The 26,189-nt window shown below is 75.1% G+C and carries 21 protein-coding genes; 7 read left to right on the top strand and 14 right to left on the bottom strand.

What is annotated here, in order from left to right:
• Positions 1–3: 3 nt before the first annotated feature.
• From idi to ATL31_RS13220, 3 genes are read right to left on the bottom strand one after another with little or no spacing between them, the layout of a single operon-like run.
• On the bottom strand, positions 4–1,509 hold the full coding sequence (idi, locus tag ATL31_RS17150) for an isopentenyl-diphosphate Delta-isomerase (RefSeq protein WP_101396182.1): 1,506 nt from the start codon (positions 1,507–1,509) through the stop codon (positions 4–6).
• Positions 1,506–3,014: a phytoene desaturase family protein gene (crtI, locus tag ATL31_RS13225; RefSeq protein WP_101396181.1), complete on the bottom strand. Its 1,509-nt coding sequence runs from the start codon at positions 3,012–3,014 to the stop codon at positions 1,506–1,508. Before crtI ends, idi begins: the two co-directional genes overlap by 4 nt.
• Entirely contained in the window at positions 3,011–4,126 is a 1,116-nt protein-coding gene (locus ATL31_RS13220) for a polyprenyl synthetase family protein (RefSeq protein WP_101396180.1), read from the bottom strand. The genes crtI and ATL31_RS13220 overlap by 4 nt, the downstream gene beginning before the upstream one ends.
• Positions 4,127–4,307: 181 nt before the next feature.
• Here ATL31_RS13220 and ATL31_RS13215 point away from each other — a divergent pair, with 181 nt between their 5' ends.
• The 3 genes from ATL31_RS13215 (at position 4,308) to gndA (ending at position 8,740) form a co-directional block, all read left to right on the top strand.
• A complete protein-coding gene (locus ATL31_RS13215) occupies positions 4,308–5,561 on the top strand; it encodes an NAD(P)/FAD-dependent oxidoreductase (protein WP_245862438.1) in 1,254 nt (417 codons plus the stop codon).
• On the top strand, positions 5,558–7,048 hold the full coding sequence (locus ATL31_RS13210) for a cryptochrome/photolyase family protein (RefSeq protein ID WP_101396178.1): 1,491 nt from the start codon (positions 5,558–5,560) through the stop codon (positions 7,046–7,048). The genes ATL31_RS13215 and ATL31_RS13210 overlap by 4 nt, the downstream gene beginning before the upstream one ends.
• A gap of 195 nt (positions 7,049–7,243) precedes the next feature.
• On the top strand, positions 7,244–8,740 hold the full coding sequence (gene gndA / locus ATL31_RS13205) for an NADP-dependent phosphogluconate dehydrogenase (protein ID WP_281256269.1): 1,497 nt from the start codon (positions 7,244–7,246) through the stop codon (positions 8,738–8,740).
• Between the two features lie 15 nt (positions 8,741–8,755).
• Here gndA and ATL31_RS13200 read toward each other — a convergent pair whose 3' ends face one another.
• Together ATL31_RS13200 and ATL31_RS13195 are read right to left on the bottom strand one after the other, a co-directional pair.
• The gene (locus tag ATL31_RS13200; protein WP_101396177.1) at positions 8,756–10,150 is read right to left on the bottom strand and encodes a WS/DGAT/MGAT family O-acyltransferase; all 1,395 of its coding nucleotides are present in this window, start codon (positions 10,148–10,150) and stop codon (positions 8,756–8,758) included.
• A 4-nt stretch (positions 10,151–10,154) separates the two neighbouring features.
• On the bottom strand, positions 10,155–10,979 hold the full coding sequence (locus ATL31_RS13195; protein ID WP_101396176.1) for an esterase/lipase family protein: 825 nt from the start codon (positions 10,977–10,979) through the stop codon (positions 10,155–10,157).
• 152 nt (positions 10,980–11,131) lie between these two features.
• Between ATL31_RS13195 and fumC the strand changes: the two genes are divergently transcribed.
• The gene (gene fumC, locus ATL31_RS13190) at positions 11,132–12,589 is read left to right on the top strand and encodes a class II fumarate hydratase (protein ID WP_101396175.1); all 1,458 of its coding nucleotides are present in this window, start codon (positions 11,132–11,134) and stop codon (positions 12,587–12,589) included.
• A gap of 83 nt (positions 12,590–12,672) precedes the next feature.
• Here fumC and ATL31_RS13185 read toward each other — a convergent pair whose 3' ends face one another.
• The 3 genes from ATL31_RS13185 to ATL31_RS13175 form a co-directional block, all read right to left on the bottom strand.
• Positions 12,673–15,993, bottom strand: coding sequence for a DEAD/DEAH box helicase (locus tag ATL31_RS13185; protein WP_101396174.1), 3,321 nt, complete (start codon positions 15,991–15,993; stop codon positions 12,673–12,675).
• A 146-nt stretch (positions 15,994–16,139) separates the two neighbouring features.
• A complete protein-coding gene (locus ATL31_RS13180) occupies positions 16,140–17,495 on the bottom strand; it encodes a sensor histidine kinase (RefSeq protein ID WP_101396173.1) in 1,356 nt (451 codons plus the stop codon).
• A complete protein-coding gene (locus ATL31_RS13175) occupies positions 17,492–18,187 on the bottom strand; it encodes a response regulator transcription factor (protein ID WP_245862436.1) in 696 nt (231 codons plus the stop codon). Before ATL31_RS13175 ends, ATL31_RS13180 begins: the two co-directional genes overlap by 4 nt.
• Before the next feature lie 178 nt (positions 18,188–18,365).
• Here ATL31_RS13175 and ATL31_RS16990 point away from each other — a divergent pair, with 178 nt between their 5' ends.
• A complete protein-coding gene (locus ATL31_RS16990; RefSeq protein WP_245862434.1) occupies positions 18,366–18,905 on the top strand; it encodes a hypothetical protein in 540 nt (179 codons plus the stop codon).
• 111 nt (positions 18,906–19,016) lie between these two features.
• Here ATL31_RS16990 and ATL31_RS13170 read toward each other — a convergent pair whose 3' ends face one another.
• From ATL31_RS13170 to ATL31_RS13150, 5 genes are all read right to left on the bottom strand, one after another.
• Complete coding sequence (locus ATL31_RS13170) at positions 19,017–20,393, bottom strand: aspartate aminotransferase family protein (protein WP_101396171.1); 1,377 nt, start codon at positions 20,391–20,393, stop codon at positions 19,017–19,019.
• Positions 20,394–20,420: 27 nt separating this feature from the next.
• On the bottom strand, positions 20,421–21,899 hold the full coding sequence (locus ATL31_RS13165) for a gamma-aminobutyraldehyde dehydrogenase (RefSeq protein ID WP_101396170.1): 1,479 nt from the start codon (positions 21,897–21,899) through the stop codon (positions 20,421–20,423).
• A 99-nt stretch (positions 21,900–21,998) separates the two neighbouring features.
• Positions 21,999–22,520, bottom strand: coding sequence for a YbhB/YbcL family Raf kinase inhibitor-like protein (locus ATL31_RS13160; protein ID WP_101396169.1), 522 nt, complete (start codon positions 22,518–22,520; stop codon positions 21,999–22,001).
• 128 nt (positions 22,521–22,648) lie between these two features.
• Positions 22,649–22,924, bottom strand: coding sequence for an HU family DNA-binding protein (locus ATL31_RS13155; RefSeq protein WP_055810150.1), 276 nt, complete (start codon positions 22,922–22,924; stop codon positions 22,649–22,651).
• 108 nt (positions 22,925–23,032) lie between these two features.
• Positions 23,033–24,031: a small ribosomal subunit Rsm22 family protein gene (locus ATL31_RS13150; protein WP_101396168.1), complete on the bottom strand. Its 999-nt coding sequence runs from the start codon at positions 24,029–24,031 to the stop codon at positions 23,033–23,035.
• Positions 24,032–24,213: 182 nt separating this feature from the next.
• Between ATL31_RS13150 and trxA the strand changes: the two genes are divergently transcribed.
• Positions 24,214–24,579 (top strand): thioredoxin, encoded by a 366-nt coding sequence (gene trxA / locus ATL31_RS13145; protein WP_101396167.1) that lies wholly within the window; start codon positions 24,214–24,216, stop codon positions 24,577–24,579.
• A 53-nt stretch (positions 24,580–24,632) separates the two neighbouring features.
• Positions 24,633–24,896: a metal-sensitive transcriptional regulator gene (locus ATL31_RS13140; protein ID WP_101396166.1), complete on the top strand. Its 264-nt coding sequence runs from the start codon at positions 24,633–24,635 to the stop codon at positions 24,894–24,896.
• A gap of 14 nt (positions 24,897–24,910) precedes the next feature.
• Here ATL31_RS13140 and ATL31_RS13135 read toward each other — a convergent pair whose 3' ends face one another.
• A complete protein-coding gene (locus ATL31_RS13135; RefSeq protein WP_101396165.1) occupies positions 24,911–25,966 on the bottom strand; it encodes a zinc-binding dehydrogenase in 1,056 nt (351 codons plus the stop codon).
• Positions 25,967–26,189 lie beyond the last annotated feature (223 nt).

Genomic DNA, 26,189 nt, shown 5'->3' with positions numbered 1-26,189 from the left:
CGCTCAGACCATCCCGGCCGGCACGGCCCGCGCCGCCTCCGGGAGCTCGGCGCGCCCGGCCGTGGGCCACGCGAGCGGGTCGGGGCCGAGGGCCGCCAGCAGCGGCACCTGCTCGGCGCACCACGGCGAGACGGCGCGCCGCCCGGCCAGCACGTCGGCGCTGAACTCGCCCCACGGCACCCACGCGGCGTCGTCGACCTCGGCCGGGTCGGGCGCCAGGGCCGCATCCTCGACCCGCGCCACGAACACCGGGCACAGCTCGTGCTCGACGACCTGCCCCATCGCGGCGCGGTACCGGAAGCGCGGCAGCACGAGGCGCAGCTCGCCGACCTCGACGCCCAGCTCGTCGCGGGCGCGGCGCCGCACGGCGTCCTCGAGGTCCTCGCCCGGCAGCGGGTGCCCGCACACGGTGTTGGTCACGACCCCGGGGAAGCTGGGCTTGCTGGCCGCGCGGGTGGTGACCAGCAGACGCCCGGCGGGGTCGAGCACGTAGCAGGAGAAGGCCAGGTGCAGCGGGGTGTCGTCGTGGTGCACCTGCGACTTGGGGGCGGTGCCGAGGGCCCGGCCGGCGTCGTCGACGAGCACGACGGGCTGGTCGGCCACCCAGCCCAGCGCGGGGGCCGCCGCGGCGCGGTCGGCGCGCACGAGGCGCATCGGCTCGCGGGCCGTCACCATCCGGGCCGACAGCGCCAGCTTCTCGCGGGTGGGGACGCGCCGCCGGGCGGAGAAGACGTCGGCGTCGGCGGCCTCGATCCGCTCGAGGATGCGGGCGTAGAGGACGCGCGCGGTGGCCACGCAGCGGCGCGAGGCCGGCGGCAGGGTGGGGATGCCCTCGTCGGCCTCGCGGTAGAGCCGCCGGTTGCGCGCGACCTCGAACGCCATCAGGGCCCGCCACTCGGGGGTGACCCGGCGCGCCCACGGGTCGGCCCCGAAGCGGCGCAGGTCCTCCTGGGGGACGTAGACCCGGCCGCGGTCGAGGTCCTCGCCGACGTCGCGCAGGAAGTTGGTCAGCTGGAAGGCCAGGCCCAGGGCACGGGCCGGGGTGCGGGCGTCGGCGCCGGGCTCGAGCACCGGCAGCATCATCTCGCCGATGACCGCGGCGCTGCCGTCCATGTAGCCGAGCAGGTCGTCCCAGGTCTCGTACGTGGTGCGGCTGAGGTCGGTGCGCATGGCGCCGAAGAAGCGCGCGAAGCACTCGTCGGGGATGCCGCAGGCCCGCACGGTCTCGGCCACGGCCGCCATCACCGGGTCGGTGGAGCCGCCGTCGGCCAGCGCCGACCAGAAGGAGGCCTCGAACGCGTCGAGCGCGGCCCCGGTGGCCGCGCCCGGCTCGGGCCCCGCGAGGTCGACGATGTCGTCGGCCCGGCGGGCCAGGGTGTAGATCGCGTGCACGTGGCGGCGGCGCGCGGCCGGCAGCAGCCGGGCGCCCCACCAGTAGGTGGTGCCGTAGCGCCGGGTGACGTCGGCGCACTCGGCGTAGCCGCGCGCCAGCAGGGCGGGATCGCTCATCGCGCCACGGCGGGGGTCACCCGGCGCGCCGGGCGGGCGCGCCCGGCGTAGGCGTCGACGCGCTCGGCCGCGAGCTTGCCGCTGATCAGGACCATCGGGATGCCCACACCGGGCGTGGTGCCCGAGCCGGCGAACACCAGCCCCGGCACGCGCCGGTCGATGTTCGACGCCCGGAACGGCCCCGACTGGGTGAAGGTGTGCGCCAGCGCGAACGGCGTGCCCAGGTGCATCCCCTGCGCGGCCCAGTCGTCGGGGGTCACGAGGCGCTCCTGCACCACGTCGGTGGGGTAGCCGTTGGTCCCGAGGAACGCGTGCAGGCGCTCGCGCATCGGCCCCGCCTCGCGCGCCCAGTCGATCCCGGAGCCGGTGTGCGGCACCGGCTCGAGCACGTACAGCGTCGAGCAGCCCTCGGGCGCGGCCGTGGGGTCCGAGACGGTGGGGACGGTGACCAGGCGGCTGGGGTCGGGCATCAGCTCGCCGCGGTCGATGAGGGCCTCGAAGGCGGTGTCCCACTCGTGCCCGAAGTGGATGTTGTGGTGGGCGACCCCGGGCCCCGGCACCCCGCGCACCCCGACGTGCCACACGACGGCCGACGGCGAGAACGAGCCGCGCCGCACGACCCGGGGCGCGGTGACCCCGGGCAGGAGCCGTTCGTAGACCACCGGCAGGTCGACGGTGCAGACCACGGCGTCGGCGGCGATGCGGGTGCCGTCGGCGGTGGCGACCCCGGCCACGGCGCCGTCGCCGCGGCGCAGCACCTCGGCCACCTCGACCCCGAGGTGCAGGGTCGCGCCGGCCTCGGTGAGCGCGGTCGCCATCCCCACCGGCACCGCGTTCATCCCGCCCTCGGGGTGGAACACCCCGCGCACGGTGTCCATGTAGGTGATGACGGCGAACACGGCGCGGGCGGCGGCCGGGGCCACCCCGGCGTACAGCGCCTGGAACCCGAAGATGCGGTGCAGCCGCTCGTCGTCGAAGAACGAGGCCACCTTGGGGCCGAGCGCCCCGAGGCCGCCGAGCCGCAGCAGCTTCGCGGCCGTGAGCGGGTGCTGCAGCAGGTCGAGCGGGCTGTCGAAGTTGTGGTCGATGAAGGTGTCGAACTCGACCTGGTACATCTGCTCGAGCCAGTCGAGGAAGCGGTCGAACCCGGCGGCGTCGCGCTCACCCGAGAGCCGGCGCACCTCCTCGCGCAGGTCCGCCATGTCGGCCCGCACCGAGAGCTCGGAGCCGTCGGCGTAGCGGGCGCGGTAGGCGGGGTCGAGGCGGTGCATCGGCACCAGGCGCTCGGGGTCGCCGCCCACGGCCCGGATGGGCGCGTGCACCAGCTCGGGCATCGTCATCACGACCGGGCCGGTCTCGAACCGGAAACCGCCGAGGTGGAGCAGCCCCGCGCGGCCACCGACGATGTCCTCGCGCTCGAGCACGGTGACGTCGTGCCCGGCCGCGGTGAGGTGGCAGGCGGCGGCGAGCCCCGACAGGCCCGCGCCGACGACGACGACCCTCATCGGGTCCGCCAGGCGACGGCGTGCGCGACGGCCCGCAGCGACTCGGCGGTGCCGCGGTCGGCGCCGAGGTCCTCGAGCGCCTCGTGCGAGCGCTGGACGAGGTCGTCGACGCTCTCCTCGGCGCGGGCCAGCACGCCGGCGCGCTCCATGGCCCGCTGCAGGGCGTGGACCCCGGTGTCGTCGAGCGCCCCTTCGTCGCAGGCGGCCAGCAGCGACAGGCCCGACTCGGGCAGCATCTCCTCGGCCCAGACCAGCAGCACGGTGGGCTTGCCCGAGCGCAGGTCGTCGCCGGCGGGCTTGCCGGTGACGGCCGGGTCGCCCCAGACGCCGAGGATGTCATCGCGCAGCGCGAAGGCGTCGCCGACGAGGTCGCCCCAGGTCATCAGGCGATGGACCAGCCCCGGCTCGGCGCCGCCCACGAGCGCGCCGAGCTCGAGGGGGCGGGTGATGGTGTAGCGGCCGCTCTTCAGGCGCGCGATGCGGCGGGAGGCCGCGAGGTCGCGGCGCCGGCCCGCGGTGTGGGTGACGTCGAGCAGCTGGCCCTCGACGAGCTCGGTGGCCATCCGGCGCCAGGCCCGCGCCAGGTCGGGCCCGGCCTCGGCCGCCAGCAGGGTGGCCTCGCTGAGGGCGAGGTCGGCCACCAGGACCGCCACGCTGTCGCCGAACAGGGCGGGGTCGCCCAGCCCGGCGCTGGCCCGGTGCCGTTCGGCCGCCACGACGTGCAGGCTCGGGCGGCCGCGCCGCTCGGCGGAGCGGTCCATGACGTCGTCCTGCACCAGCGCGAACAGCTGGAGCAGCTCGAGGGCCGCGGCGACCCGCACCAGCGCCTCGCGCGACCCGGGGCCGCCCCCGGCGACCTCCCAGCCCCAGCCGGCCAGGATGGGGCGCAGCCGCTTGCCGTGGTGGCGCACGCGGGCCGCGAGCTCGCCGACCAGGTCGAGGCCGAGAGGGCCGGGCGAGCCGCAGGGCGGCAGGTCGCCGACCTCGACGAGGATGCCGCGGAGCTGGCCGATGACGTCCTCGAGCAGGGCGTCGACGTCGTCGAGCAGGAGGGCGGAGTGCTCACCCCCGCGCAGGGCGTCGAGGGACACGGTGTCGGGCTCGGTGCTCATGCCACGGTCCGCCTCGTCGCCTCATCCCGATCTCACGCTGTACGTCGTCCGGACGCCGGTCGGTCCGGCGTCCTCGATTCAACCATCGGCACGACGCGACGCGGAGACGAGGCAGCCCAACCCTAGACGGCGGCTGCGGTCGGCGCACCGGCGTCCGACACCCGCGTACTACGGTGCCAGCGTGGATGCGGACGTCGTCGTCGTCGGGGCCGGGCTCGCGGGGCTGCGGTGCGCCGACCGGCTGGCCGAGGCCGGGCGGCGGGTCATCCTGCTCGAGCGCGACGAGGTCGTGGGGGGTCGCCAGCGCACCGACGAGGTCAACGGCTTCCTGCTGGACCGCGGCTTCCAGGTGCTCAACCCCGTCTACCCGGCCGTCCAGCGCTGGGTCGACGTCGACGACCTGGCGCTGCGGCCCTTCGGGGCCGGGCTGCTGGTGCGGCGCGCCCGGGGCCTGGTCGCGCTGACCCATCCGCTGCGCTCGCCCGCGGGGGTGCCGGCCACGCTGCGCAGCGGGCTGCTGCGTCCCCGCGAGCTGGGGGCCCTGGCCCGCTGGGCCGCCCCTGCCCTCGCCCGCCCGCGTGCCGTCATCAGCGGGCCCGACCGCGCCGTGCGCGAGGGGCTCGATGCGGCCGGCGTCACCGGGCCGCTGCGCCACGAGGTGCTCGAGCCGTTCCTGGCCGGCGTCGTGGCCGAGGACCGGGGCGAGACCTCCGAGGCGTACGTGCGACTGCTGGTGCGGATGTTCGCGCTCGGCGTGCCGGGGCTGCCGGCCCGCGGCATCGGGGCCCTGCCGGCCTGGATGGCCGACCGGATGACCCGCCGCGCGCAGGCCCCAGAGGTGCGGCTCTCGGCCGGGGTGGTGGGCGTCCGGGCCGGGGCCGAGCCCGGTGTGGAGTGCCTCGACGGGACGAGCCTGACGGCGCGTGCGGTCGTCGTGGCGGTCGGGCCGGAGGCCGTCGCCGGGCTCGTCGACGTGCCCGCGCCGCAGACGCGGGGCCTGCGGACCTGGTGGTTCGCGGCCCCCGAGGCCCCGACCGACTCCGACCTCGTCGTGGTCGACGGGCGGCGGCGCGGGCCGATGGTCAACGCGGCCGTCGTCAGCAACGCCGTCCCGTCCTACGCCCCGCCGGGCGAGCACCTGGTGCAGGTCACCACGCTACTGGGCGACGGCGCCGACCCCTCCGAGGACGACGTGCGCCGCCAGGCCGCCGAGGTGTTCGGCCGCCCGACCACCGCCTGGCGCACCATCCGCCGCGACGACGTCTTCGACGCCCTGCCCGCCCAGCCGGCCCCGCTGCGGGTCACCTCGCCCGCTCGCGTCGCGGCCGGGGTCTACGTGGCGGGCGACCACCGCGACACCGCCAGCATCCAGGGGGCGCTGGTCTCGGGGCACCGGGTGGCCGGCGTGGTGCTCGGCGACCTGGGCGCGGCGTGAGCGGCCCGCGGCTGCGCCTGGTCTTCCCCCACCAGCTGTTCGAGGCGCTGCTCGACGAGCCCGCCGGGACCCGGTTCGTGCTGGTCGAGGACGACCTGCTGTTCCGCCTCCAGCCCGTGCACGCGCAGAAGCTGGTGCTGCACCGGGCCTCGATGCGCCTGTTCGCGGCGCGGCTGCGGGAGGCGGGCTTCGCGGTCGACGTCGTCGAGACCGACGCCGCCGCGCCCACCGGCGAACGGCTGACCGCCCTGGTGGCGGCGCTCGCGCCGGCCGAGGTGCGGCTGTACGACGTGGTCGACGACTGGCTGCTGCGCGACACCCGGGCCGCCCTGGCCGCCGCCGGGGTCGAGCTCGCGCCCGAGGACGTCGACGAGACACCGAACTTCTTCTGCACCCGGCCCGAGCTGGCCGCGTGGTTCGGGGAGCACCGGGCCCGGATGCAGTCCTTCTACCAGTGGCAGCGGTGCCGGTTCGACGTGCTCGTCGAGGGCCCCGAGCACGACCGGCCGGTGGGCGGCCAGTGGTCCTACGACCCCGAGAACCGCAAGAAGCTGCCGAAGGGGCACCGGGTGCCGTCGCGCCGCCCGCTCGAGCGGCGGCCCGAGGTCGACGAGGCCGTGGCCTGGGTGGGCGAGGCGTTCCCCGACGCGCCCGGCCGGGCCGACACCTTCGACTGGCCGGTGACGCACCAGCAGGCCCGGGCCCGGCTGCGGGAGTTCGTCGACGAGCGGCTCTCGCAGTTCGGGCCCTACGAGGACGCCGTCGCCACTGCGCATCCGTTCGTCTTCCACGCGGCCATCAGCCCGGCCCTGAACTGCGGGCTGCTGGACCCCCGCGAGGTGCTCGAGACCGTGCTGGCCGCGGCCGAGGAGCACGACGTCGACCTGCCCTCGCTCGAGGGGTTCGTGCGTCAGCTCATCGGCTGGCGCGAGTACATGCGGGCCACCTACCACCTCTACGGGCGGCGGATGCGCACGGCGAACCACCTGGGGCACACCCGGTCGCTGGCGCCGGGCTGGTGGGACGCCACCACCGGCCTCGACCCCGTCGACCACGTCGTGCGGGGGGCGCTGGAGCGCGGGTACGCCCACCACATCGAGCGCCTCATGGTGCTGGGCAACGCGATGTGCCTGCTGCGCACCGACCCCGACGAGGTCTACGCGTGGTTCATGGCGTTCTTCGTCGACGCCTACGACTGGGTCATGGTGCCCAACGTGTACGCGATGTCGCAGTTCGCCGCCGGCACCGGCATCACGACCAAGCCCTACGTCTCGGGCAGCAACTACCTCAGGAAGATGACGGACTTCGGCACCGGGGAGTGGCGTGACGACTGGGACGCCCTCTACTGGACCTTCGTCGCCGACCACCGCGAGGTGTTCGAGGGCAACGTGCGGGCCCGGATGGCGACGCGCTCGTGGGACGGGATGGACCAGGGCCGGCGCGACGAGCTGCTGGCGCGCGGCCGCGCCGTCCTCGCCCGCCTCTGAGCCCAACTTTTTCGCCCCCTGCGGGAACCTTCACCCCGGCCCGCAACGGTGGGGGTGCGAACCCGAAGGTTCCGGTGCCCAACCCGTCGCGAGCCCCCGCGGCCCGGCCCCAACGTTCGACAGCCCGGGACTGCCGCGGGGGGCCCCGGCGTTGGCCCCGACGACGGCATCCGAGCAGCGACGACAGGAGAGCACGTGTCCGCGAGCACCCCCACCACCGCGACCCCCGCCACCGACCGCCACCAGCAGGGGACGGCGCAGGTGGCCGTGACCGGGCTCGCCGTCATGGGCCGCAACCTCGCGCGCAACCTGGCCCGCAACGGCTTCCGCGTCGCCGTGCACAACCGCACGACCAGCAGGGCCGAGGCGCTGGTCGAGGAGTTCGGCCACGAGGGCGACTTCACCCTGGCCCGCACCGCCGAGGAGCTCGTGGCCGCACTCGAGCGGCCCCGCCGCATCATCGTGATGGTCAAGGCCGGCGAGGCGACCGACGCCGTGCTCGACGAGCTCGTGCCGCTGCTCGACGAGGGCGACATCGTGGCCGACGCCGGCAACGCGCACTGGCGCGACACCGTGCGCCGCCACGCCGCGCTGGCCGACAAGGGCATCCGCTTCGCCGGGGTCGGGGTCTCGGGCGGCGAGGTCGGCGCGCTCGAGGGACCGTCGATCATGCCGGGCTGCGACGCCGACACCTACGGCGAGCTGGGTCCCTTCCTCGAGATCATCTCGGCCCACGTCGACGACGAGCCGTGCTGCACCCTCATCGGCCCCGACGGCTCGGGCCACTTCGTGAAGATGGTGCACAACGGCATCGAGTACTCCGACATGCAGCTCATCGCCGAGACCTACGACCTGCTGCGCGGGCCGCTGGGTCTCCCCGTGGATGCCGTCGCCGACACCTTCCGCGCGTGGAACGACACCGAGCTGGAGTCCTACCTGGTGCAGATCACCGCCGAGGTGCTGGCGCACACCGATGCCGACACCGGGCGCCCGTTCGTCGACGTCGTGCGCGACGCCGCCGAGCAGAAGGGCACCGGGCGCTGGACCGTGCAGACCGCCCTCGACCTCGGGGTGCCGGTCACCGGCATCGCCGAGGCCACGATGGCGCGCGCGGTCTCCGGCGACACCGAGCGCCGCGCCGCGGTCCGCGAGGCCCTCGAGCCCGTGGACGACGGGGACGAGGGGGGCTCGGATGCCGCCGCCGTCGACCTCTCCGTCGACGACCTGCGCGCCGCCCTCTACGCGGCCAAGGTCGTCTCGTACGCCCAGGGGCTCGACATGGTCCGCGAGGGCTCGCGCGAGAACGACTGGGACATCGACCCGGCCGACCTCTCGCGGATCTGGCGCGACGGCTGCATCATCCGGGCCCGACTGCTCGGCGACATCACCCAGGCGGTCGAGGAGCACCCCGACGCCCCGAGCCTGCTCGCCACGCCCACGTTCGCGGCCGCCGTGGCCGACCGGCTGCCGGCGCTGCGCCGGGTCGTCACCGCGGCGGTGGCCTCCGGGACACCGGCGCCGGTCTTCTCGGCGGTGCTCGCCTACGTCGACGCGCTGCGGGCCGAGCGCCTGCCGGCCGCCCTGGTGCAGGGGCTGCGCGACTACTTCGGGGCGCACACCTACGAGCGCGTCGACCGCGAGGGCACCTTCCACACCGAGTGGTCGAAGGACCGCGCCGAGGTCGAGGCCTGAGCCGCCGGCCACCGGTCAGGGGCGTGCGGCCTCGAGCTCGGCCAGCGCCTCGCCGGTGTGCACCGCCAGGTGCTGCAGGTGTGGCAGCGCCTCGCGGTCGCCGATGAAGCCGATGTCGAGGGTGCCGGCGTAGGACTGGGCCGTGATGTTCAGCGCCATCGAGTGCCCCGGGATCGAGACCGGGAAGGCGGCCTCGAGCCGGGCCCCGCGCCAGTAGAGGTGCTTGGTCGGGCCGGGCACGTTCGAGATGCAGACGTTCAGGGTCAGCGGCCCGGGCAGCGGCAGGCCGCTCATGGCCCGGGTGATCTGCAGCCCGGCGGGCGCCAGCAGCATGGCGCTGTAGGCGATCACCGCGTCCCCGTCCATCCCGCGCATCCGGGCCTTGGCCGCCCGTGACGACGAGGCGATGGCGGCCAGCCGGGCCACCGGGTCGTCGATGTCGGTGGCGAGCGAGACCAGGGTCGCGCCGACGTAGTTGCCGCCACCGTCGCTCGACGCGGCCCGCACGTTCACCGGGATGAAGCCGATGAGCGGGCGGTCGGGCAGCTCGTCGAGCTCGCCCAGGAAGCGCCGCAGCCCGCCCGCGCAGATCGCCATCAGCACGTCGTTGAGGGTCACGCCACGGGTCCGGGCCACCGCGCGCAGCCGCTCGAGGTCGTACTGCTGGGTCGCGAAGCGGCGCGAACGGCCAGTGCGGCCGTTGAGCACCGACATCGGCGCCTGGTACGAGGTGACAGCCCGCGTCGAGGTCTGGCCGCGGCGCAGCTGGGTCTCGGCCAGCGTCCGGGCGACCGCGGGCAGGGACGTGAGCGCGGACGACACACTGCGCAGGATGGAGGCGACGTCGCCCACCGGCTCGGGGCGGGTCTCCTCGGTGCGCGGGCGGCGGTCGAGGCTGAAGAAGTGCGGGTGGCTGCGGTCGTCGGGCGTGGCGGCGAGGCCCCGCTGGAGGAAGCGCATGGCGGTGAAGCCGTCGACCAGGCTGTGGTGGATCTTCACGTAGACCGCGAACCGCCCTGGCCCCACGCCCTCGATGAGGTGGATCTCCCAGGGCGGGCGGCGGAAGTCGATCTGGTTCGAGTGCAGCCGGGAGACCAGGATGCCGAGCTCGCGCTCGCCGCCCGGGGCCGGGAGGGCCGAGTGCCGCACGTGGTAGCCCATGTCGACGCGGGCGTCCTCGACGAAGCGGTGCACCGGCTGGCGCATCAGGCGCCGGGTCTGCAGGCGCAGCGACCACGGGGGGTGCACCGGGGCGGACCGGAGGTCGGCCGCGAGGTCGCGCAGGAAGGTGTCCTCCTCGCCCTCGGGGTGGCTGAAGTGCAGCAGCGCCCCGACGTGCATCAGGGTCTCGGGCGACTCCGCCACGAGGAAGACCGCATCCAGGGGGGAGGCCCAGCGCGCGTGCGCCACGCGGTCATCCGGCCTGTTCGTGGGCGTCCGCGGGGATGGGGGCGGGCGCCTGCCAGGGCGCCCAGGCGCCCTCGGGCTGGGCCAGCCGGTCGCACAGCACCCGGAGCGTCTCGAGGTGGTGGCCGTACCCCAGGTGGGTGGCGCCGACCTCGATGTTCTCGGTCTGCGGCGCCTCCTCGGCCACACAGCACTGCCAGGCCACGATGCCGTCGTCGCGCGAGTAGATGCTGGTCGTCGGCACCTCCAGGGCGCCGGCCCGGGCCGCGATGGCCTCCTGGGTGAAGAGCTCGCCGGTGTACTGGCCCCGGTTGAGCAGCCGGTACATGGCCCAGGCGCGGGTCGAGGCCGGGTGGCCGGCGAACGGGCTGCCCAGCGTGATGACCGAGCGCGTGTAGTGCGGCAGCGCGCGCGCCAGCTCGCGGGCGTAGATGCCGCCGGCGCTCCAGCCGACGACGCTGACCCGGCGCCCGTAGCGGTCGTACAGCTCGAGGAGCAGCTCCTCGAGGTCGGCGGCCAGGGCGGCGCTGGCCCCGAGGTTGCGGCCCTGTCGCCAGTCGTGGGTGCGGTAGCCCAGGCGGCGCAGGTGCTGGCGCAGGAAGAGCGTCGACTCGGGGCCGGCCAGGAAGCCGGGGATGACGAGCACGGGGTGGCCGTCTCCGGGAGGCCAGCCGGTGAGGTCGCGGGTGCGCACGGCGGTGGCGGCGAGGTCGAGCGCGGTGCGCCACTCGCGCGAGGTGGCCCACAGGGTGGGGGCCAGCGGGGCGCTCGGCGCGTCCGGAGGGTCGGTGCTCCCGGGAGCGGCGGCGACGGGCGCGGGGGCCGTGGTCATCGGTCGCTCCTTCCGGGGGACGGGCGGCGCGACGACCTCCCCGGGGTCGCGACGCTGCGAGGGCAGACGAGCAGTGTCGCAGAACGAGGCCCGTTGTGGACGGGTCCGCACGGGGCCGTTCGGCATCCGGCGGACGGGCCTACCGTGGAGGGATGACGACGCGTCACGACGACCCGGCCTCCCCGACCACCCCCGACGCCGCGGGTGCGGCGCCCGGCGCGACCCGCACCGAACGCGACACCATGGGCGCGGTCGAGGTGCCGGCCGACCGCTACTGGGGGGCCCAGACCCAGCGCAGCCTCGAGCACTTCGACATCGGGCGAGACACCTTCGTGTGGGGGCGGCCTGTCATCCGGGGTCTCGGACTGCTGAAGAAGTCGGCCGCGCTGGCCAACGCCGGGTTGGGGCTGCTGCCCGATGACGTGGCGCGCGCGGTGGTCGCGGCGGCCGACGAGGTAGCGCGCGGGGGGCTGGACGACCACTTCCCGCTGGTGGTGTTCCAGACCGGGTCGGGGACGCAGTCGAACATGAACGCCAACGAGGTCGTGGCCAACCGCGCCATCGAGATCCTGGGCGGGGTGCTCGGCTCGAAGGACCCGGTGCACCCCAACGACCACGTCAACCGGAGCCAGTCGAGCAACGACACCTTCCCCACGGCGGTGCACGTGGCGGTGGCGCTCGAGCTGGCCGAGCGGCTGCATCCGGCCGTCGACAGGCTCGTCGCGGCCCTCGACGCCAAGGCGGCCGAGCTGGGCGATGTCGTGAAGGTCGGGCGCACCCACCTCCAGGACGCCACGCCGGTCACCCTCGGGCAGGAGATCGGCGCCTGGGCCGGGCAGCTGCGCGAGGCGCAGGCCGACGTGCGGTACGCCGGTGAGAAGGTGCTCGCGCTCGCCATCGGGGGCACCGCGGTGGGCACCGGGCTCAACGCCCCCGCGGCGTTCGGGCCGGCGGTGGCCGATCACCTCGCGGCCGAGACCGGCCTGGCGTTCCGGCAGGCCGACAACCTGTTCGTGCAGCTCGCGGCGCACGACGGGCTGGTGGCGGTGTCGTCGTCGCTGCGCACCCTGGCCGGGGGGCTGATGAAGCTGGCCAACGACGTGCGCTGGCTGGCGTCCGGGCCGCGCACCGGCATCGGCGAGCTGCGCATCCCCGAGAACGAGCCCGGCAGCTCGATCATGCCGGGGAAGGTCAACCCCACCCAGAGCGAGGCGATGACGATGGTCGTCACGCGGGTGTTCGGCAACGACGCGACGGTCGGGTTCGCGGGGACGCAGGGCAACTTCCAGCTCAACGTGTTCACGCCGGTGATGGCGCACGCGGTGCTCGAGTCGGTGCGGCTGCTGGCGGATGCCTGCCGGTCGTTCACCGAGCACTGCGTCGTGGGGCTCGAGGCCGACCGCGAGCGCATCGCCGATCACCTCGACGCCGACCTGATGCTCGTCACGGCGCTGGCCCCGCACATCGGGTACGACCGGGCGGCGGCCATCGCCAAGCAGGCGCACCGCGACGGCTCGACGCTGCGCGAGGCCGCGGTGGCGTCGGGCGCGGTGTCGGACGCCGACTACGACCGCTGGGTCGACCCCGAGGCCATGACCCACTCCGACTGATCCTCTAACGCCCTCGCTCACCGCCCCGAACGTGTGTGAAGAACGGCGGCATCCCGATGTTCTTCACACACATTCGGGAGTGTTCAGCCGGAGAGGAGGCCGCGCAGGTCGTCGGCGGTCAGGGCCGTGCTCATCGCCGCGCCCTCGTCGACCACCCGGGCGAACAGGTCGCGCTTGCGCTCCTGCAGCGCGATGACCTTCTCCTCGACGGTGTCGCGCGCCACCAGCCGGTAGACGTTGACCGGCCGGGTCTGCCCGATGCGGTGCGCGCGGTCGATGGCCTGGGCCTCGGCGGCGGGGTTCCACCAGGGGTCGAGCACGAACACGTAGTCGGCCTCGGTGAGGGTGAGCCCGAAGCCGCCCGCCTTGAGCGAGATGAGGAACACCGGGGCGTCGCCGTCGCGGAAGGCGGCGATCCGGTCGGCGCGGTCGCGGGTGCGGCCGTCGAGGTACTCGTAGGCGATGCCCTCGGCCGCCAACCGCTCGCGGACGACGCCCAGGAAGCCGGTGAACTGCGAGAACACCAGGGCCCGGTGCCCCTCGCCGGCGAGCTCGGTCACGTGCTCGACCAGCGCGTCGACCTTGGCCGAGGTCGCCAGCCCCGCGTACTCGGGGTCGACCAGCGCCGGGTCGAGCGCCATCTGCCGCAGCGCCGTGAGCGCGCGCAGGACCGCCATCCGGTTGCCGTCGAGGTCGTCGATGAGCCCCAGCAGCCGCTGCCGCTCGCGCTGGAGATGCCGGTCGTAGACCGCCCGGTGGCGCGGGTGCAGGTCGACGGTGAGGATCTGCTCCTGCTTGGGTGGCAGCTCGGTGGCCACCGCCTCCTTGGTGCGGCGCAGCATCAGCGGCCGGATGCGGCGGCGCAGCGTGGCCAGCCGCTCGCCGTCGCCGTCGCGCTCGATGGGGTTGGCCCACTGCTCCTTGAACGCCCCGGGTCGCGGGTGCAGCCCGGGCGCGACGATCGAGAGCAGCGACCAGAGGTCCATCAGCGAGTTCTCGAGCGGGGTGCCGGTGATCGCGAACTTGCCCCGGGCGCTGAGCCGGCGCACCGCCTGGTAGGTCTTGGCCTGGTGGTTCTTCACGAACTGCGCTTCGTCGAGGACGACGGCCGCCCACGGCCGCGAGCGCCACGCGGCCTCGTCGATGCGCGCCACGGTGTAGGACGTGATGACCAGCTGCGCCCCGGCGATGGCGGCCTCGAGCGAGCGCCCGTCCTTGCCGCGGGTCCGCTCGACCACCGCGGTCGTCAGGCTGGGCGCGAACCGGGCGGCCTCGCCGGCCCAGGTCGAGAGCACCGAGGTCGGGGCCACCACCAGCACCGGGTGCTCGAGCTCGCCGCGCTCCTGGGCCCGCAGCACCATGGCCAGCATCTGCACGGTCTTGCCCAGGCCCATGTCGTCGGCCAGCACCCCGCCGAGCCCGGTGTCCCAGAGCAGCGAGAGCCAGCGGAAGCCGTCGACCTGGTACGGCCGGAGTGTGGCGTCGAGGCTCGCGGGCACCTCGGCGGGCTCGACCCCGGTGCCGTCGACCAGCCGGCCCACGGTGGCCTGCCAGCGCTCGCTCTGCTCGTCGACCACCCCGAGGTTCGCGAGCTCCTCCCACAGCCCGACGTGCACCGCCGAGATGCGCAGCGGGTCAGTGGGCTTGTCCTGCAGCGAGCGCGCCTCCTCGACCAGCCGGCGCAGCGACTCGAGCTCGGGGCGCTCCAGTGAGAACCAGGTGCCGGAGTCGAGGATGAGGTGGGGGTGCCGGCGGGCCAAGGCCTCGATGAGCGGCGCCAGGGGCACGTCCTCGCCCCCGACGGTGACCGAGATGCCGAGGTCGAACCAGTCGGTGGAGCCCGAACCCCCGCGCGACTCGGTGGCGGAGACCTGGATGAGGGGCGCCTCGTCGGTCTCGCTGTAGTCGGCGACCTCGCCCACGACGGTGACGTCGAGGTCGGGCAGCTCCTGGAGCACCGGCAGCACGTGGCTGAACCCCACGGTCGTGAAGCCGTGCAGGCGGGTCTCGGGCACCAGGCGCGGCTGCTGCCCCACGACCTGCCAGAGCGCGGCGAACCCGGCGACCTCGGGCACCTCGCGCAGGCCCTCGACCAGCCGCCGCTCGGCGCCGCGGTCGCGCATCGGGTCGGGGTCGTCGGAGCCCAGCGGCACGTGCACCCCGGACGGGCCGCCGTAGCGGAAGCCCCAGCGCAGGTGGGTGCGGTGCCCGGGCTCGGCGGTGACGGTGAGGTCGAGGCGCGGCGGGACCGCCTCGGGCAGGTCGAGCCCCGGCGAGAGGCTGCGCACGTGCGCCTTGCGGCGCAGCCCGGGCAGGTGGGTGACGGTGAAGCGCGCCCAGTCGGCCTCGGGGACCTCGATGGTGCCGAGGTCGAGGAGGCGCTGACGGGTGGCGTCGAGCGGCTCGGCCAGCGCCCCCAGCACCAGGGTGTCGTCGTCACGCAGCCAGAACCCGGTGGCCGGCGAGCCGACCAGGTGGGTGGTGGTGCCGGGCGTGACGGGCAGGTCGAGGTGGGGGTGCAGGGCGGCGCCGTCGTCGGTGCGGTCGATGTCGACGACGAGCTCGGCCGGCTCGGGGGCGAACGCGACGCGGCCCTCGCCGGTGAGGTCGGCCAGCAGGCGGACGCCCGCCCGGTCGGCGGCGCGCAGCAGGGCGACCCACCCCGCCCCGAGATGGTCGAGCAGGATGGCGTCGGGCATCCGGCCGTACCCGAACGCGCGCACCGAGCGGCGGTGGGCGTCGGCGACGGCGGTGAGGGCGTCACGGTGCTCGTCGGGGAAGGTCACCTTCCCGAAGCCGTAGTAGCCGCCGGCGAACGTCTCCCAGGACACTCCGCTGCGGATCCAGGTGCCGCGCACGCCGGGCACCACCGGGCGCAGCCGCAGCTGGGCCCGGCCGGTGTCGTCGGCCAGGCGCGGGCGGCCGCCGGCGGGCCGGGCGGGCTCGATGAGCAGCCCCACGGGGGTGGTGTCGAGCGCACGGTCGTCGTCGAGGAGGCCGCCGAGCGCCTGCTCCCAGGTGGGCGGGGGCGGTGGGCCGCCGGCGGCCGCCCTGGCGGCGTCCGACACCGCGGGCTCGCGCTGGCGGACGGCGACGGCGACGGCGACGGCGTGCTTGCAGTCGCTGCCGACCGGGCACGAGCACTGGCTGTACCAGCGGCGCAGCGGCCGGCTGACGGAGGTCTCCTCGGTGGGGCGCAGCGTGACCTGGGTGGTGTAGGTCTGGCCGGTGCTGCCGCCGACCCAGCCGGTGGCGTCGGTGCCGTCGGGGGAGACCTCGACGTCGACGACGCGCCCCTCCTTGGCGTAGGCCAGCCCGCGCGCGACCGTGACGGTGCCGCAGAGCTCGCCGAGGGTGCGGTTGGTGAGCGCGGCGAGGCGGTCGACGCCGACGGCACGTGCCATCGCGGACCTCCTCGCAGGGACCTGGCGCCGGCCCGGTACCGGCGACCCCGAACACCCGAGCGTACGTCGCCGCGACGACATCCGTGGAACTCCTCCACAGGGTCACCGGCCGGCCCGGTGCGCCGCGCCGGCGGCGAGCGCCGCGCTCAGGCGGGCAGGGTGATGGTGAACGTCGAGCCCCGCCCCACCTCGGACGCCACCCCTACCGAGCCCCCGTGCCCGCGGGCCACGGCGTCGACGACGGCCAGCCCGAGCCCCGACCCACCGCTGCCCGACGAGCGCGAGCGGTCGACCCGGTAGAAGCGCTCGAACAGGTGCCGCAGGTGCTCCGGGGGGATGCCGGGGCCGGCGTCCGAGACCTCGATGCGCACCGCGCCGGCCCCGGGCACCAGCCGCAGGGCCACGGGCGTCCCGGCCGGGGTGTGCCGGACGGCGTTCGACGTCAGCCCGACCACCGCCTGGGTGATGCGGTCGCGGTCGGCGTGCAGCACGAGGGACTCCGGCGCCTCGAGGCTGACCTCGCGGTCGGGCGCGACCACCCGCAGGTCGGAGGCGACGTCGCGCAGCAGGGGCCCGAGGTCGACCGGCTCGCGGCGCAGCGCGTCGGGCGACTCGAGCCCGGCCAGGTCGAGCAGCCCGTCGACCAGGCGCCGCATCCGCGCCGCCTCGTCGCCGATGCGGCGCATCCCGTCGTCGACCTCGGCCCGCCCGTCCGCGTCGAGGGGGCCCGGCGGCCGGGCGGCGTGCAGGGCGGCGTACCCGCCGAGCGTGGTCAGGGGTGTGCGCAGCTCGTGGGAGGCGTCGGCGACGAAGCGCCGCATCCGCTCGTTGGTCGCGGCCGAGCGGTCGATCATCGTGTTGAGGGCCTCGCCGAGCCGGGCGGCCTCGGTGCCGGGCGGCCCCGGAGGGACGCGCCGCGACGTGTCGCCCGCGGTGACGGCGTCGGCCGCGGCGGTCATGGCGGCGATGGGCCGTAGCCCGAGCCGGTCGACCCACCACAGCAGCAGCCCCACGAACCCGGCCACCACCAGGCCGGTGAGCAGCAGCGTCAGGGCCAGCCGCCGCGTGGTGACGTCGGCCGAGGTGGTGGGCACCGCGATGACCGCCTGCGCGCGGCCGTTGGGCAGGGGGACCGTGAGGACGCGCACCCGCGGGGCGTGGCCGGATGGCGCGGGCCGCCCCTCGGGGGTGGTGACGGTCTCCCCGGCCGCCAGCGCGGGCGTCAGCGTGGGGTCACTCTCGGGGGCCAGCACCGTGACCAGCCGCCCGTCGGCGGTCATCCGGCCGACGTAGACGTCGCCCAGCCCGGCGGCCGACACGGTGTCCGGGGACCGCTGCGAGGCCAGGAGCAGGGCCCGGGGGTTACCCGCCAGCGTCGCGATCTCGGTGTCGAGACGGGCCACCAGGTAGGCGCGCTGGATGAGGACCACGGTCACCCCGGCGGTGACGGCCAGCACCGCGAGCACCGAGACCGCCACGACCAGCCGGCGGCGCAGCGTCATCCGGGCTCCCGCACGGTGTAGCCCACGCCCCGGACCGTGTGCACCAGCTTGGGCCCGGTGGCGTCGACCTTCTTGCGCAGCGTCGACACGAACGACTCGATGATCGCCGTCTCGCCCGCGAAGTCGTACTGCCACACGTGGTCGAGGATCTGCGCGCGCGTGACGACCCGGCCGGCGTTGACCAGCAGCAGCCGCAGCAGGCTGAACTCGGTGGCCGTCAGGTGCACCTCGGTCTCGCCCCGCCAGACGCGGTGCTGGTCCTCGTCGAGCTCGAGGTCGTGGACGCGGTGCCGGGCACTGGGCGCGGCGGCGGTGCCGGCGCGGCGCAGGGCCACGTGCACCCGGGCCACCAGCTCCTCGAGGGCGAAGGGCTTGGTGATGTAGTCGTCGCCGCCGCTGGTGAGCCCGCGCACCCGGTCGGCGGTGTCGGTGCGGGCGGTCAGGAACAGCACGGGCGCGTGGATGCCGCCGGCCCGCAGCCGCCGCAGCACCTCGAAACCGTCGAGGTCGGGGAGCATCACGTCGAGGACCACGGCGTCGGGGTGCAGGCGGGCGGCGGCCTCCAGCGCCTCGTCACCGCCGGCCGCGGTGGTCACCCTCATCCCGGCCAGGCGCAGCGCCGACGACACCAGGTAGGCGATGTTCTCCTCGTCGTCGACGACCAGGACGCTCGGGGCGGCGGGCGCGGGCACGGTCCCACGCTCCCACGCGGGCCGGGTGGCTGTCTGGAGGGTTCCTCGGGGTTTCCTGGGGATGGTGGCGGCGCCCGGGGCGCATCTCCAGGAAGTCACGAGCCTCGCCCGGGGTGGCCGCGAGGTGCGCGCACCAGAGTCGGGACCGTCATCCCCGACCACCCCCCCAGGAGCTCCGATGCCCGTCCTGCGCACCGCCCTCGTCACCCTCGTCGCCGGGAGCGCCGCCGCCGCCGTCGCCGCCGGGGTCGTCGTCACGACCCCCTCCGCCTCCGCGGCCCCCGCGCCGCTCGCCGCCGTCAGCGCGCTCCAGGCGGGGGAGAGCATCCCGTCCGACGGCGCCGGCCTTCCCCGCATCCGGCCGGCCCGCCAGTGGTGGAAGGACCTCACCGACGCCGAGCGCACCTGCCTGACGGACGCGAAGATCACCCGCCCCGTCGGCCCCCTCGACGACGCCGAGCGGGCCGCCCTGAGGGCGAAGGTCGAGGCGGCCGCCGCGAGCTGCGACGTCACGCTGCCGGTCGCGAAGGGGCGCGCGTTCTGGGGCGGCCTGACCGACACCCAGCGCACCTGCCTCAAGACCGCCGGGGTGAACCGCCCGTGGGGCCCGATGACGAAGGAGCAGCGTCAGCAGGTGCGCGCCGACCTCGAGGCCGCTGCGAAGACCTGCGGCGTCACCCTTCCGGAGCGGAAGGCCGCCGGGTCGCCGGCCACCTGAGCGCGCGGTTCGGCCCGCTCGTTCGCACCGGGCACCGGGACCTTCAGCGAGGCACCCCTACCGTTGCGGTGCCTCGCTGAAGGTTCCCGCACCGGGCGAGAAAGTGGGGTCTCAGCCGGTGACGTGGCGGTCGGTGACGTCGAGGGCGCGGTCGAGGATGTCGAGGCCTTCGGCCATCTCCTCGGCGGTGGTCGTGCACGGGGGGACCACGTGGGTGCGGTTGAAGTGGGTGAACGGCCAGAGCCCTTCGGCCTTGCAGGCGGCGGCGAGCTCGGTCATCGGGGCCGCGGCGGGCCCGGAGGCGTTGTAGGGCACCAGCGGCTCGCGGGTCTCGGGGTCGCGCACCAGGTCCAGCGCCCAGAAGAACCCCAGCCCGCGCACCTCGCCCACACTGGGGTGCTTGTCGGCGATCTCGGCCAGGCGGGGTGCGATGACGGTGTCGGCGACCTTGCGGACGTTCTCCAGGATGCCCTCCTCGTCGAAGATCCGCATCGAGGCCACCGCCGACGCGCACGCCAACGGGTGCCCCGAGTACGTCAGCCCGCCCGGGAAGACCCGCTCGTCGAACGTGGCCGCGATCTCGGCCGAGATCACCACCCCACCGAGCGGCACGTACCCGGAGTTCACGCCCTTGGCGAAGCAGATCAGGTCCGGCACCACCCCCCAGTGGTCGACCGCGAACCACTCACCGCACCGCCCGAACCCGGCCATCACCTCGTCGGCGATGTACACGATGCCGTGCTCGTCACAGATCTCGCGGACCCCGGCCAGGTACCCCTCCGGCGGCACCAGGATCCCGTTGGTCCCGACGACGGTCTCGAGCATGATCGCCGCGATCGTGTGCGCGCCCTCGACCATGATCGTCTCGCGCAGGTGCTGCAACGCCCGCTCGCACTCCTGCGCGGCGTCGGCGGAGTGGAACGGCGACCGGTACGGGTACGGGCCCCAGAAGTGCACGATCCCCGCCACCCCCGGCTCGTTGGCCCAGCGGCGCGGGTCACCCGTCGCGGCGATCGAGCCCGCGGTGGCGCCGTGGTAGCTGCGGTACGTGGTCAGCACCTTGTTCCGCCCGGTGTGCAGCTTCGCCATCCGCATCGCGTTCTCGGTGGCCTCGGCGCCGCCGTTGGTGAAGAACACCTTGTCCAGGCTTCCCGGCGCGCGCTCGGCGATCATCCGCGCCGCCTCCGAACGCGACTCGTCCGCGAAGCTCGGCGCGATGGTGCACTGCCGGGCCGCGGCCTCCTGGATCGCCGCGACCAGCTTCGGATGCTGGTAGCCGATGTTGACGTTCACCAGCTGGCTCGAGAAGTCCAGGTACCGCTTCCCCTCGAAGTCCCAGAAATGACTCCCCGACGCCCCCGCGATCGGCAACGGACTGATCTGAGCCTGCGCCGACCACGAATGGAACACGTGCGCCCGGTCCTCCTGCGCCACCCGGGCGCCCTTCGCGGGGTCGGGGGTGATGGTCGGGGCGGCGAACTCGGTCATCGTCGGGGTCCTCTCGGTCGGTCCGGGTCAGCCCGGCAGGGTGAAGATGGTGCGGTGCCAGGGCTTGTGCGCCTGGCCGGTGAGGTCGTGCATGACGTGCTTGACCTGCGTGTACTCCTCGAACGAGTACGCCGACATGTCCTTGCCGAAGCCGGAGTGCTTGTACCCACCATGGGGCATCTCGCTGATGATCGGGATGTGGTCGTTCACCCAGACACAACCGGCCGCGATCTCGCGTGCGGCCCGGCCGGCCCGGTAGGTGTCCCGGGTCCACGCCGAGGCGGCCAGGCCGTACGCGGTGTCGTTGGCCAGCGCGATGGCCTCGTCGTCGGTGTCGAACGGCACCACGGCCAGCACCGGCCCGAACACCTCGTCGGTCCACAGCTCGGACCCGATGGGCACGTCGGCCACCAGCGTCGGCGCGTAGTAGCAGCCGCGGGCCAGGTCGCCCGTGGGGGCGGCGCCGCCGGTGACGACCCGCGCGTAGCCGCGGGCGCGCTCGACCATGCCGGCCACCTTCTCGAGGTGGCGCCGCGAGCTGAGCGGGCCCAGGTCGGTGGCGGGGTCGGGCGTGGGGCCCATCCGCACCGCCGCCATCAGGTCGGCGACGCCGCGCACGAACGCGTCGTACAGCGAGCGGTGCACGATGGCGCGGGTGGCGGCCGTGCAGTCCTGACCGGTGTTGATGAGCGAGGCGGCCACGGCCCCGTGCACCGCGGCCTCGAGGTCGGCGTCGTCGAAGACCACGAACGGCGCCTTGCCGCCGAGCTCGAGGTGCACCCGCTTGCCGGTGAGAGCGGCGGTGGCCATCACCTGCCGGCCGACGGCGGTGGAGCCGGTGAACGAGGTCATGACGACGTCCGGGTGGCCCACGAGATGCTGCCCCGCCACCGCCCCGGTGCCGGTGACCACGTTGAAGACCCCGGGCGGGGCGCCGGCGGCGGTGAAGGCCTCCGCGAACACCAGCGCCGTGAGCGGGGTGATCTCGGCCGGCTTGAGCACGATGGTGTTGCCCGCAGCCACCGCCGGCAGCACCTTCCAGGCGGCCATCTGCAGGGGGTAGTTCCACGGGGCGATGGACCCGACGACGCCGAGGGGCTCGCGCCGGATGCTGGAGGTGTGGTCGGCCGAGTACTCGCCGCTGGCCATCCCGTCGAGGCGCCGCGCGGCGGCGCCGAAGAAGGCGGTGTTGTCGACGGTGCCGGGCACGTCGAACTCGCGGGCCAGGCGGATGGGCTTACCGGCCTGGCGGGACTCGAGCTGCGCGAGCTCCTCGGCGCGCTCGTCGAGGACGGCGGCGGCCCGGGTGAGCACGGCGGCGCGCTCGGCGGGGGTGGCGCGCGACCACTCGCCGAAGGCGGCCTTCGCCGAGGCCACCGCGGCGTCGACGTCGGCCGGGCCGGCCAGGGTCAGCGTCTCGAGGGTCTCGTCGGTGCTCGGGTCCAGGACGTCGAAGGACTCCCCCGACGTCGCCGCGCGGCGTGCGCCATCGATGTACTGGTGCATGGTCGCGAGCATACGGGGGCGCCCCCGCTGCCGGAAAGGGCAGCAGGGGCGCGGTGAGACGACGGATTCCGTCGCCGGGGGCTCCCGGCGATGTCGCGCTCAGTGCTGGAAGGTCCCGTGGATGACGGCGCGACCCAGCGTCTTGAAGGCCAGGTTGAACGAGACCACGGCCGGGGACGCGTCGGCGTCGACCCCGAGGGTCGGCTCCGACACGGCGTGCACGGCCAGGAAGTAGCGGTGCGGCATGTCGCCCGGCGGCGGGGCGGCGCCGGTGAAGCCGGCCTCCCCGGTGTCGTTGCGGACGTGGAAGGCCTTCCCGGGCAGCTCTCCAGCGGCAGCGCCGGCGTCGAGCGAGGTGACGTCGGCGGGCACGTCGACCAGCACCCAGTGCCAGAAGCCGGAGGGCGTGGGGGCGTCCGGGTCGAACACGGTGACGACGTAGGACTGCGTCCCCTCGGGGGCGCCGCTCCACGACACCTGCGGCGAGGTGTTGCCGCGGTCGGCCACCTGGTCGTCCTTCAGCGGGGCGCCGTCGGTGACGTCGTCGCTGGTCACGGTGAACGAGGGCACTGCGGGCAGCAGGTCGTAGGGGTTCGGGGCGACCGGTCGGTCCAGGCTCATGCCGTTGCTCCTTCGCATCGGGGGGTGTCCCTGGGTCCAACCCCGACCCGGCCCGTCTTATTGCGCCGGGGACGCGAACGGGGCGCCGACCGGGTGGTCGGCGCCCCGTTCGGGCGTGCGGGGGTGTCTCAGCCGTTGACGGCGCGCTTGAGCTGCGCCGCGGCCTTGAAGCCGACCGAGGTCGACGCGGCGATCTGGATCTCGGCGCCCGTCTGCGGGTTGCGGCCGGTGCGGGCCGCGCGCTCGCGGGTCTCGAAGTTGCCGAACCCGGCGAGCTTGACGTCCTCACCCTTGGCGAGCGAGTCGCTGATGATGTCCAGGGCGGCGTTGACGACGTCCTCGGCCGCGCTGGCGGACAGGTCGGTCTTGCCGGCGAGGGCCTGGGCGAGTTCCTTCTTGGTCATGCTGATGCTCCTTCGTGGCGTCTGGCTTTCCTGCTGAACCTAGCAAGGACCGGGGCCCCGCTCGTGCAGGGCACCCTCGGGGGCCTCGGCGTGGCGCGGATCCGCACGTCAGCGGGGGTGTGCGGCGTCCGGGCCCCCGGGCTCGCCCCAGGCGTCCCCCCAGTCGACGTCGCGGGCCCGGCGGTAGGCCTCCCGGTCGCGCTTGGTGACGATCTGCGGCCCGGCGCTGCCGTCGCTGCGGCAGAGCTCGAGGGTGACCATCCCCTTGCGGAAGCCGGGATGCCGCAGCACGCGGGCGTCGCTGTGCGGCAGGGGCTCCCGCGACGCCAGGACGTACGAGAACTTCTCGTCCTCGTGCCCGAGCGCCCCACCCTTGAGGCGGCGGTGCAGCGCGCTGCGTTCGAGGCGGGCGGTGAAGTGGCACCAGTCGCCCGAGCGCGCCGCCACCGGGCAGGGACCCGGCTGAGGGCACGGCGCCACGAGGTGCCACCCGGCGGCCGCCAGCCGGTCGCGCGCGGCCAGCACCGCGGCGAATCCGCGCGGCGTGCCGGGCTCGACCACGAGGACCCGCCCGGCGGCGTCGGCCACCGCGTCGACGATGTCGGCGCGCCGCTCCTCGGCCAGCTCGCCCAGGACGTACGACACGACGGCCAGGTCGGCCGCGGGCAGGGTGGGGCGGGTCGCCAGCTCGACCGGGGCCCACCCGGCCGCGGCCACCACCGGCGGCCCGTACCCGGCGAGGCGCCGGCCCAGCGCCAGGGCGTCGGCCGACCCGTCGAGCACGGTGGCCCGCTCGAGCTCCGGCACGGCCTCCGCCACCGCCCACAGCGCCGCACCGGTGCCGCCCCCGACGTCGAGCAGCGAGCGGATGCCCGCCAGGGCGCCCAGCCCGCCGGCTTCGCCCAGCGCGCGGGTCAGCGCCGCATGGGTGGCAGGCATCCGGTAGGCCGCGTAGGCCATCGCCGCGACCGGGTCGGCCAGCACCTGCGTGGAGGGCGGAGCCCCCGAGCGGTACACCTCGACCAGCCGGGCGGTGGCCCGGCGCAGCGCGCCGGTGTCGGCGTCGGCGAGGGCGGCCCCGAGGGCGTCGGTCAGGGGGTGCGGCACGGGCCCATCCTGCCGCGCGCCCGGCCCGGCGGGGAGCACGGAACGGGCCACGAGCGGTTCGGCCGGGATGAATCCCGCCCCCGGTGGCGTTGTGCCCTCAGATCCGGGCGGAGTGCCCGGGCCCCGGGGAGGGGCCCGACCACCACTGCCGCCTCCCGCACACCTCCAGGAGGAGCACCGCCATGGCAACGACCGACCTCACGGCCGAGACCTTCGAGAAGACCGTCACCGACCAGGGCATCGTCCTCGTCGACTTCTGGGCGTCCTGGTGCGGCCCGTGCCGCCAGTTCGCCCCCACGTTCGACGCCTCCAGCGAGAAGCACGACGACGTCGTGCACGCCAAGGTCGACACCGAGGCCGAGCAGGCGCTCGCCACGATGCTGCAGATCACCTCGATCCCGACCCTCATGGGCTTCCGCGACGGCATCCTGGTGTTCCACCAGGCCGGTGCGCTGCCGCCGGCCGCGCTCGAGCAGGTCGTGCAGGGGATCAAGGACCTCGACATGGACGAGGTCCACGCCAAGGTCGCCGCACGCTCGGCCGGCTGAGCACCGATCCCCCCGGACGGCGCGTGCCGTCCCGCAGGCCAGGAGGGCCTTGTATGGAGCTCGACCCCACCGAGATGCAGGCCGTGGTCAAGCGGCTGCGCCGGGCCCAGGGCCAGATCGGCGGCATCCTCAAGATGATCGAGGACGGCCGCGAGTGCCAGGACGTCGTCACCCAGCTGGCGGCGGTCTCCAAGGCCGTCGACCGGGCCGGGTTCGCCGTCATCGCGCTCGGGCTGCGCCAGTGCCTCTCCGACCCCGAGACCGCCGGCACGATGGACGTCGAGCAGATGGAGAAGCTCTTCCTGTCGCTCGCCTGAGGACCGCCCGCCCGTCAGCGGGTCGGGTCGACCAGCACCATCCCGCGGGAGGCCGTCGTCCCCAGCGTGGTGAGCAGCCGCCCGGCCTCCTCCAGCCCCACCGGCTCACCGGCCGCCGTCAGGCGCCCCAGGTCGAGGTGGCCGGCCGCGACGTCGGCCAACAGTGCGGGGTAGTCGGCCGCGGCCATCCCGTGGCTGCCCAGGACGTCGAGCTCCCAGCCGATGACGCGCTCCATCGGGATGTCCGCCCGCCCGGCGCTCGGGGGCAGCAGCCCCACCTGCACGTGCCGCCCGCGGCGCCGCAGCGCGAGGATGCCGGCGCGCGCGGTGGCGGGGGAGCCCACGGCGTCGACCGCGAGGTGCGCCCCGCCGCCCGACCAGTCGGCCACGGCGGCCACGAGGTCGTCCTCGCGGACGGAGCCGTCGAGCGTCGTCTCGGCGCCGGCCGCGAGCGCGTGCTCGCGTGAGGTGGCGTCGACGTCGACGGCGCACACCCGTGCCCCGCGGGCCGCGGCCACCTGCACGGCGGCCAGCCCCACGCCACCACACCCGAGCACCAGGACGCACTCGCCGGCGCCGACCCGCCCGCGGGCCACGACCGCCCGGTGGGCGGTGGCCACGCGGCAGCCGAGCCCGGCGGCGGTGGCAGGGGGCACGCTGTCGGGGAGGGCGACCAGGTTGGTGCCGGCGGCCCGCACCGCGACGAGCTCGGCGAAGCTGCCGGGGTCGGTGAACCCGGGCTGGCGCTGGTGGGGGCACACCTGGCCGTCGCCCGCGGCGCAGGTGGGGCAGGCGCCGCACGCGAAGACGAAGGGGGCCGTGACCGCGCGGCCGACCCATCCCGCGTCCACCCCGGCGCCCACGGACTCGACGACCCCCGCCAGCTCGTGGCCCGGCACGTGCGGGAAGGTCGCGATGTCGGGGTCGTGGCCCATCCAGCCGTGCCAGTCGCTGCGGCACAGCCCGGTCCGTACGACCCGCACCACGGCGTCGCCGGGGCCGGCCACCGGGTCGGGCCGCTGGGTCACGTGGGGCGTCGCGCCGAAGGCGTCGTAGACGAGGGCTCGCACGGGCCCCAGCCTGCCAGGGGCGGGCCGGCCCGTGCCGCCGCCTCCTGTCCCTCGAACGTGTGTGAAAACTCCGGGGGATCCGCGGGTTCTTCACACACGTTCGGGACGGCCGGCCCAGGTCACGGTTCGGACACGTCGTGGACGCGTCGTTGACGCGGGCCGCCCACGCCCCTGATGCTGCTGGGGTGACGGATGGGAGCGCTCCCACGACGAGCGACACGAG

Origin of the sequence: Phycicoccus duodecadis, assembly GCF_002846495.1 — a bacterium.
Classification (GTDB): domain Bacteria; phylum Actinomycetota; class Actinomycetes; order Actinomycetales; family Dermatophilaceae; genus Phycicoccus; species Phycicoccus duodecadis.
Note: the sequence above shows the minus strand (reverse complement) of the source record. Positions and strands in the feature narration are given on the sequence as shown.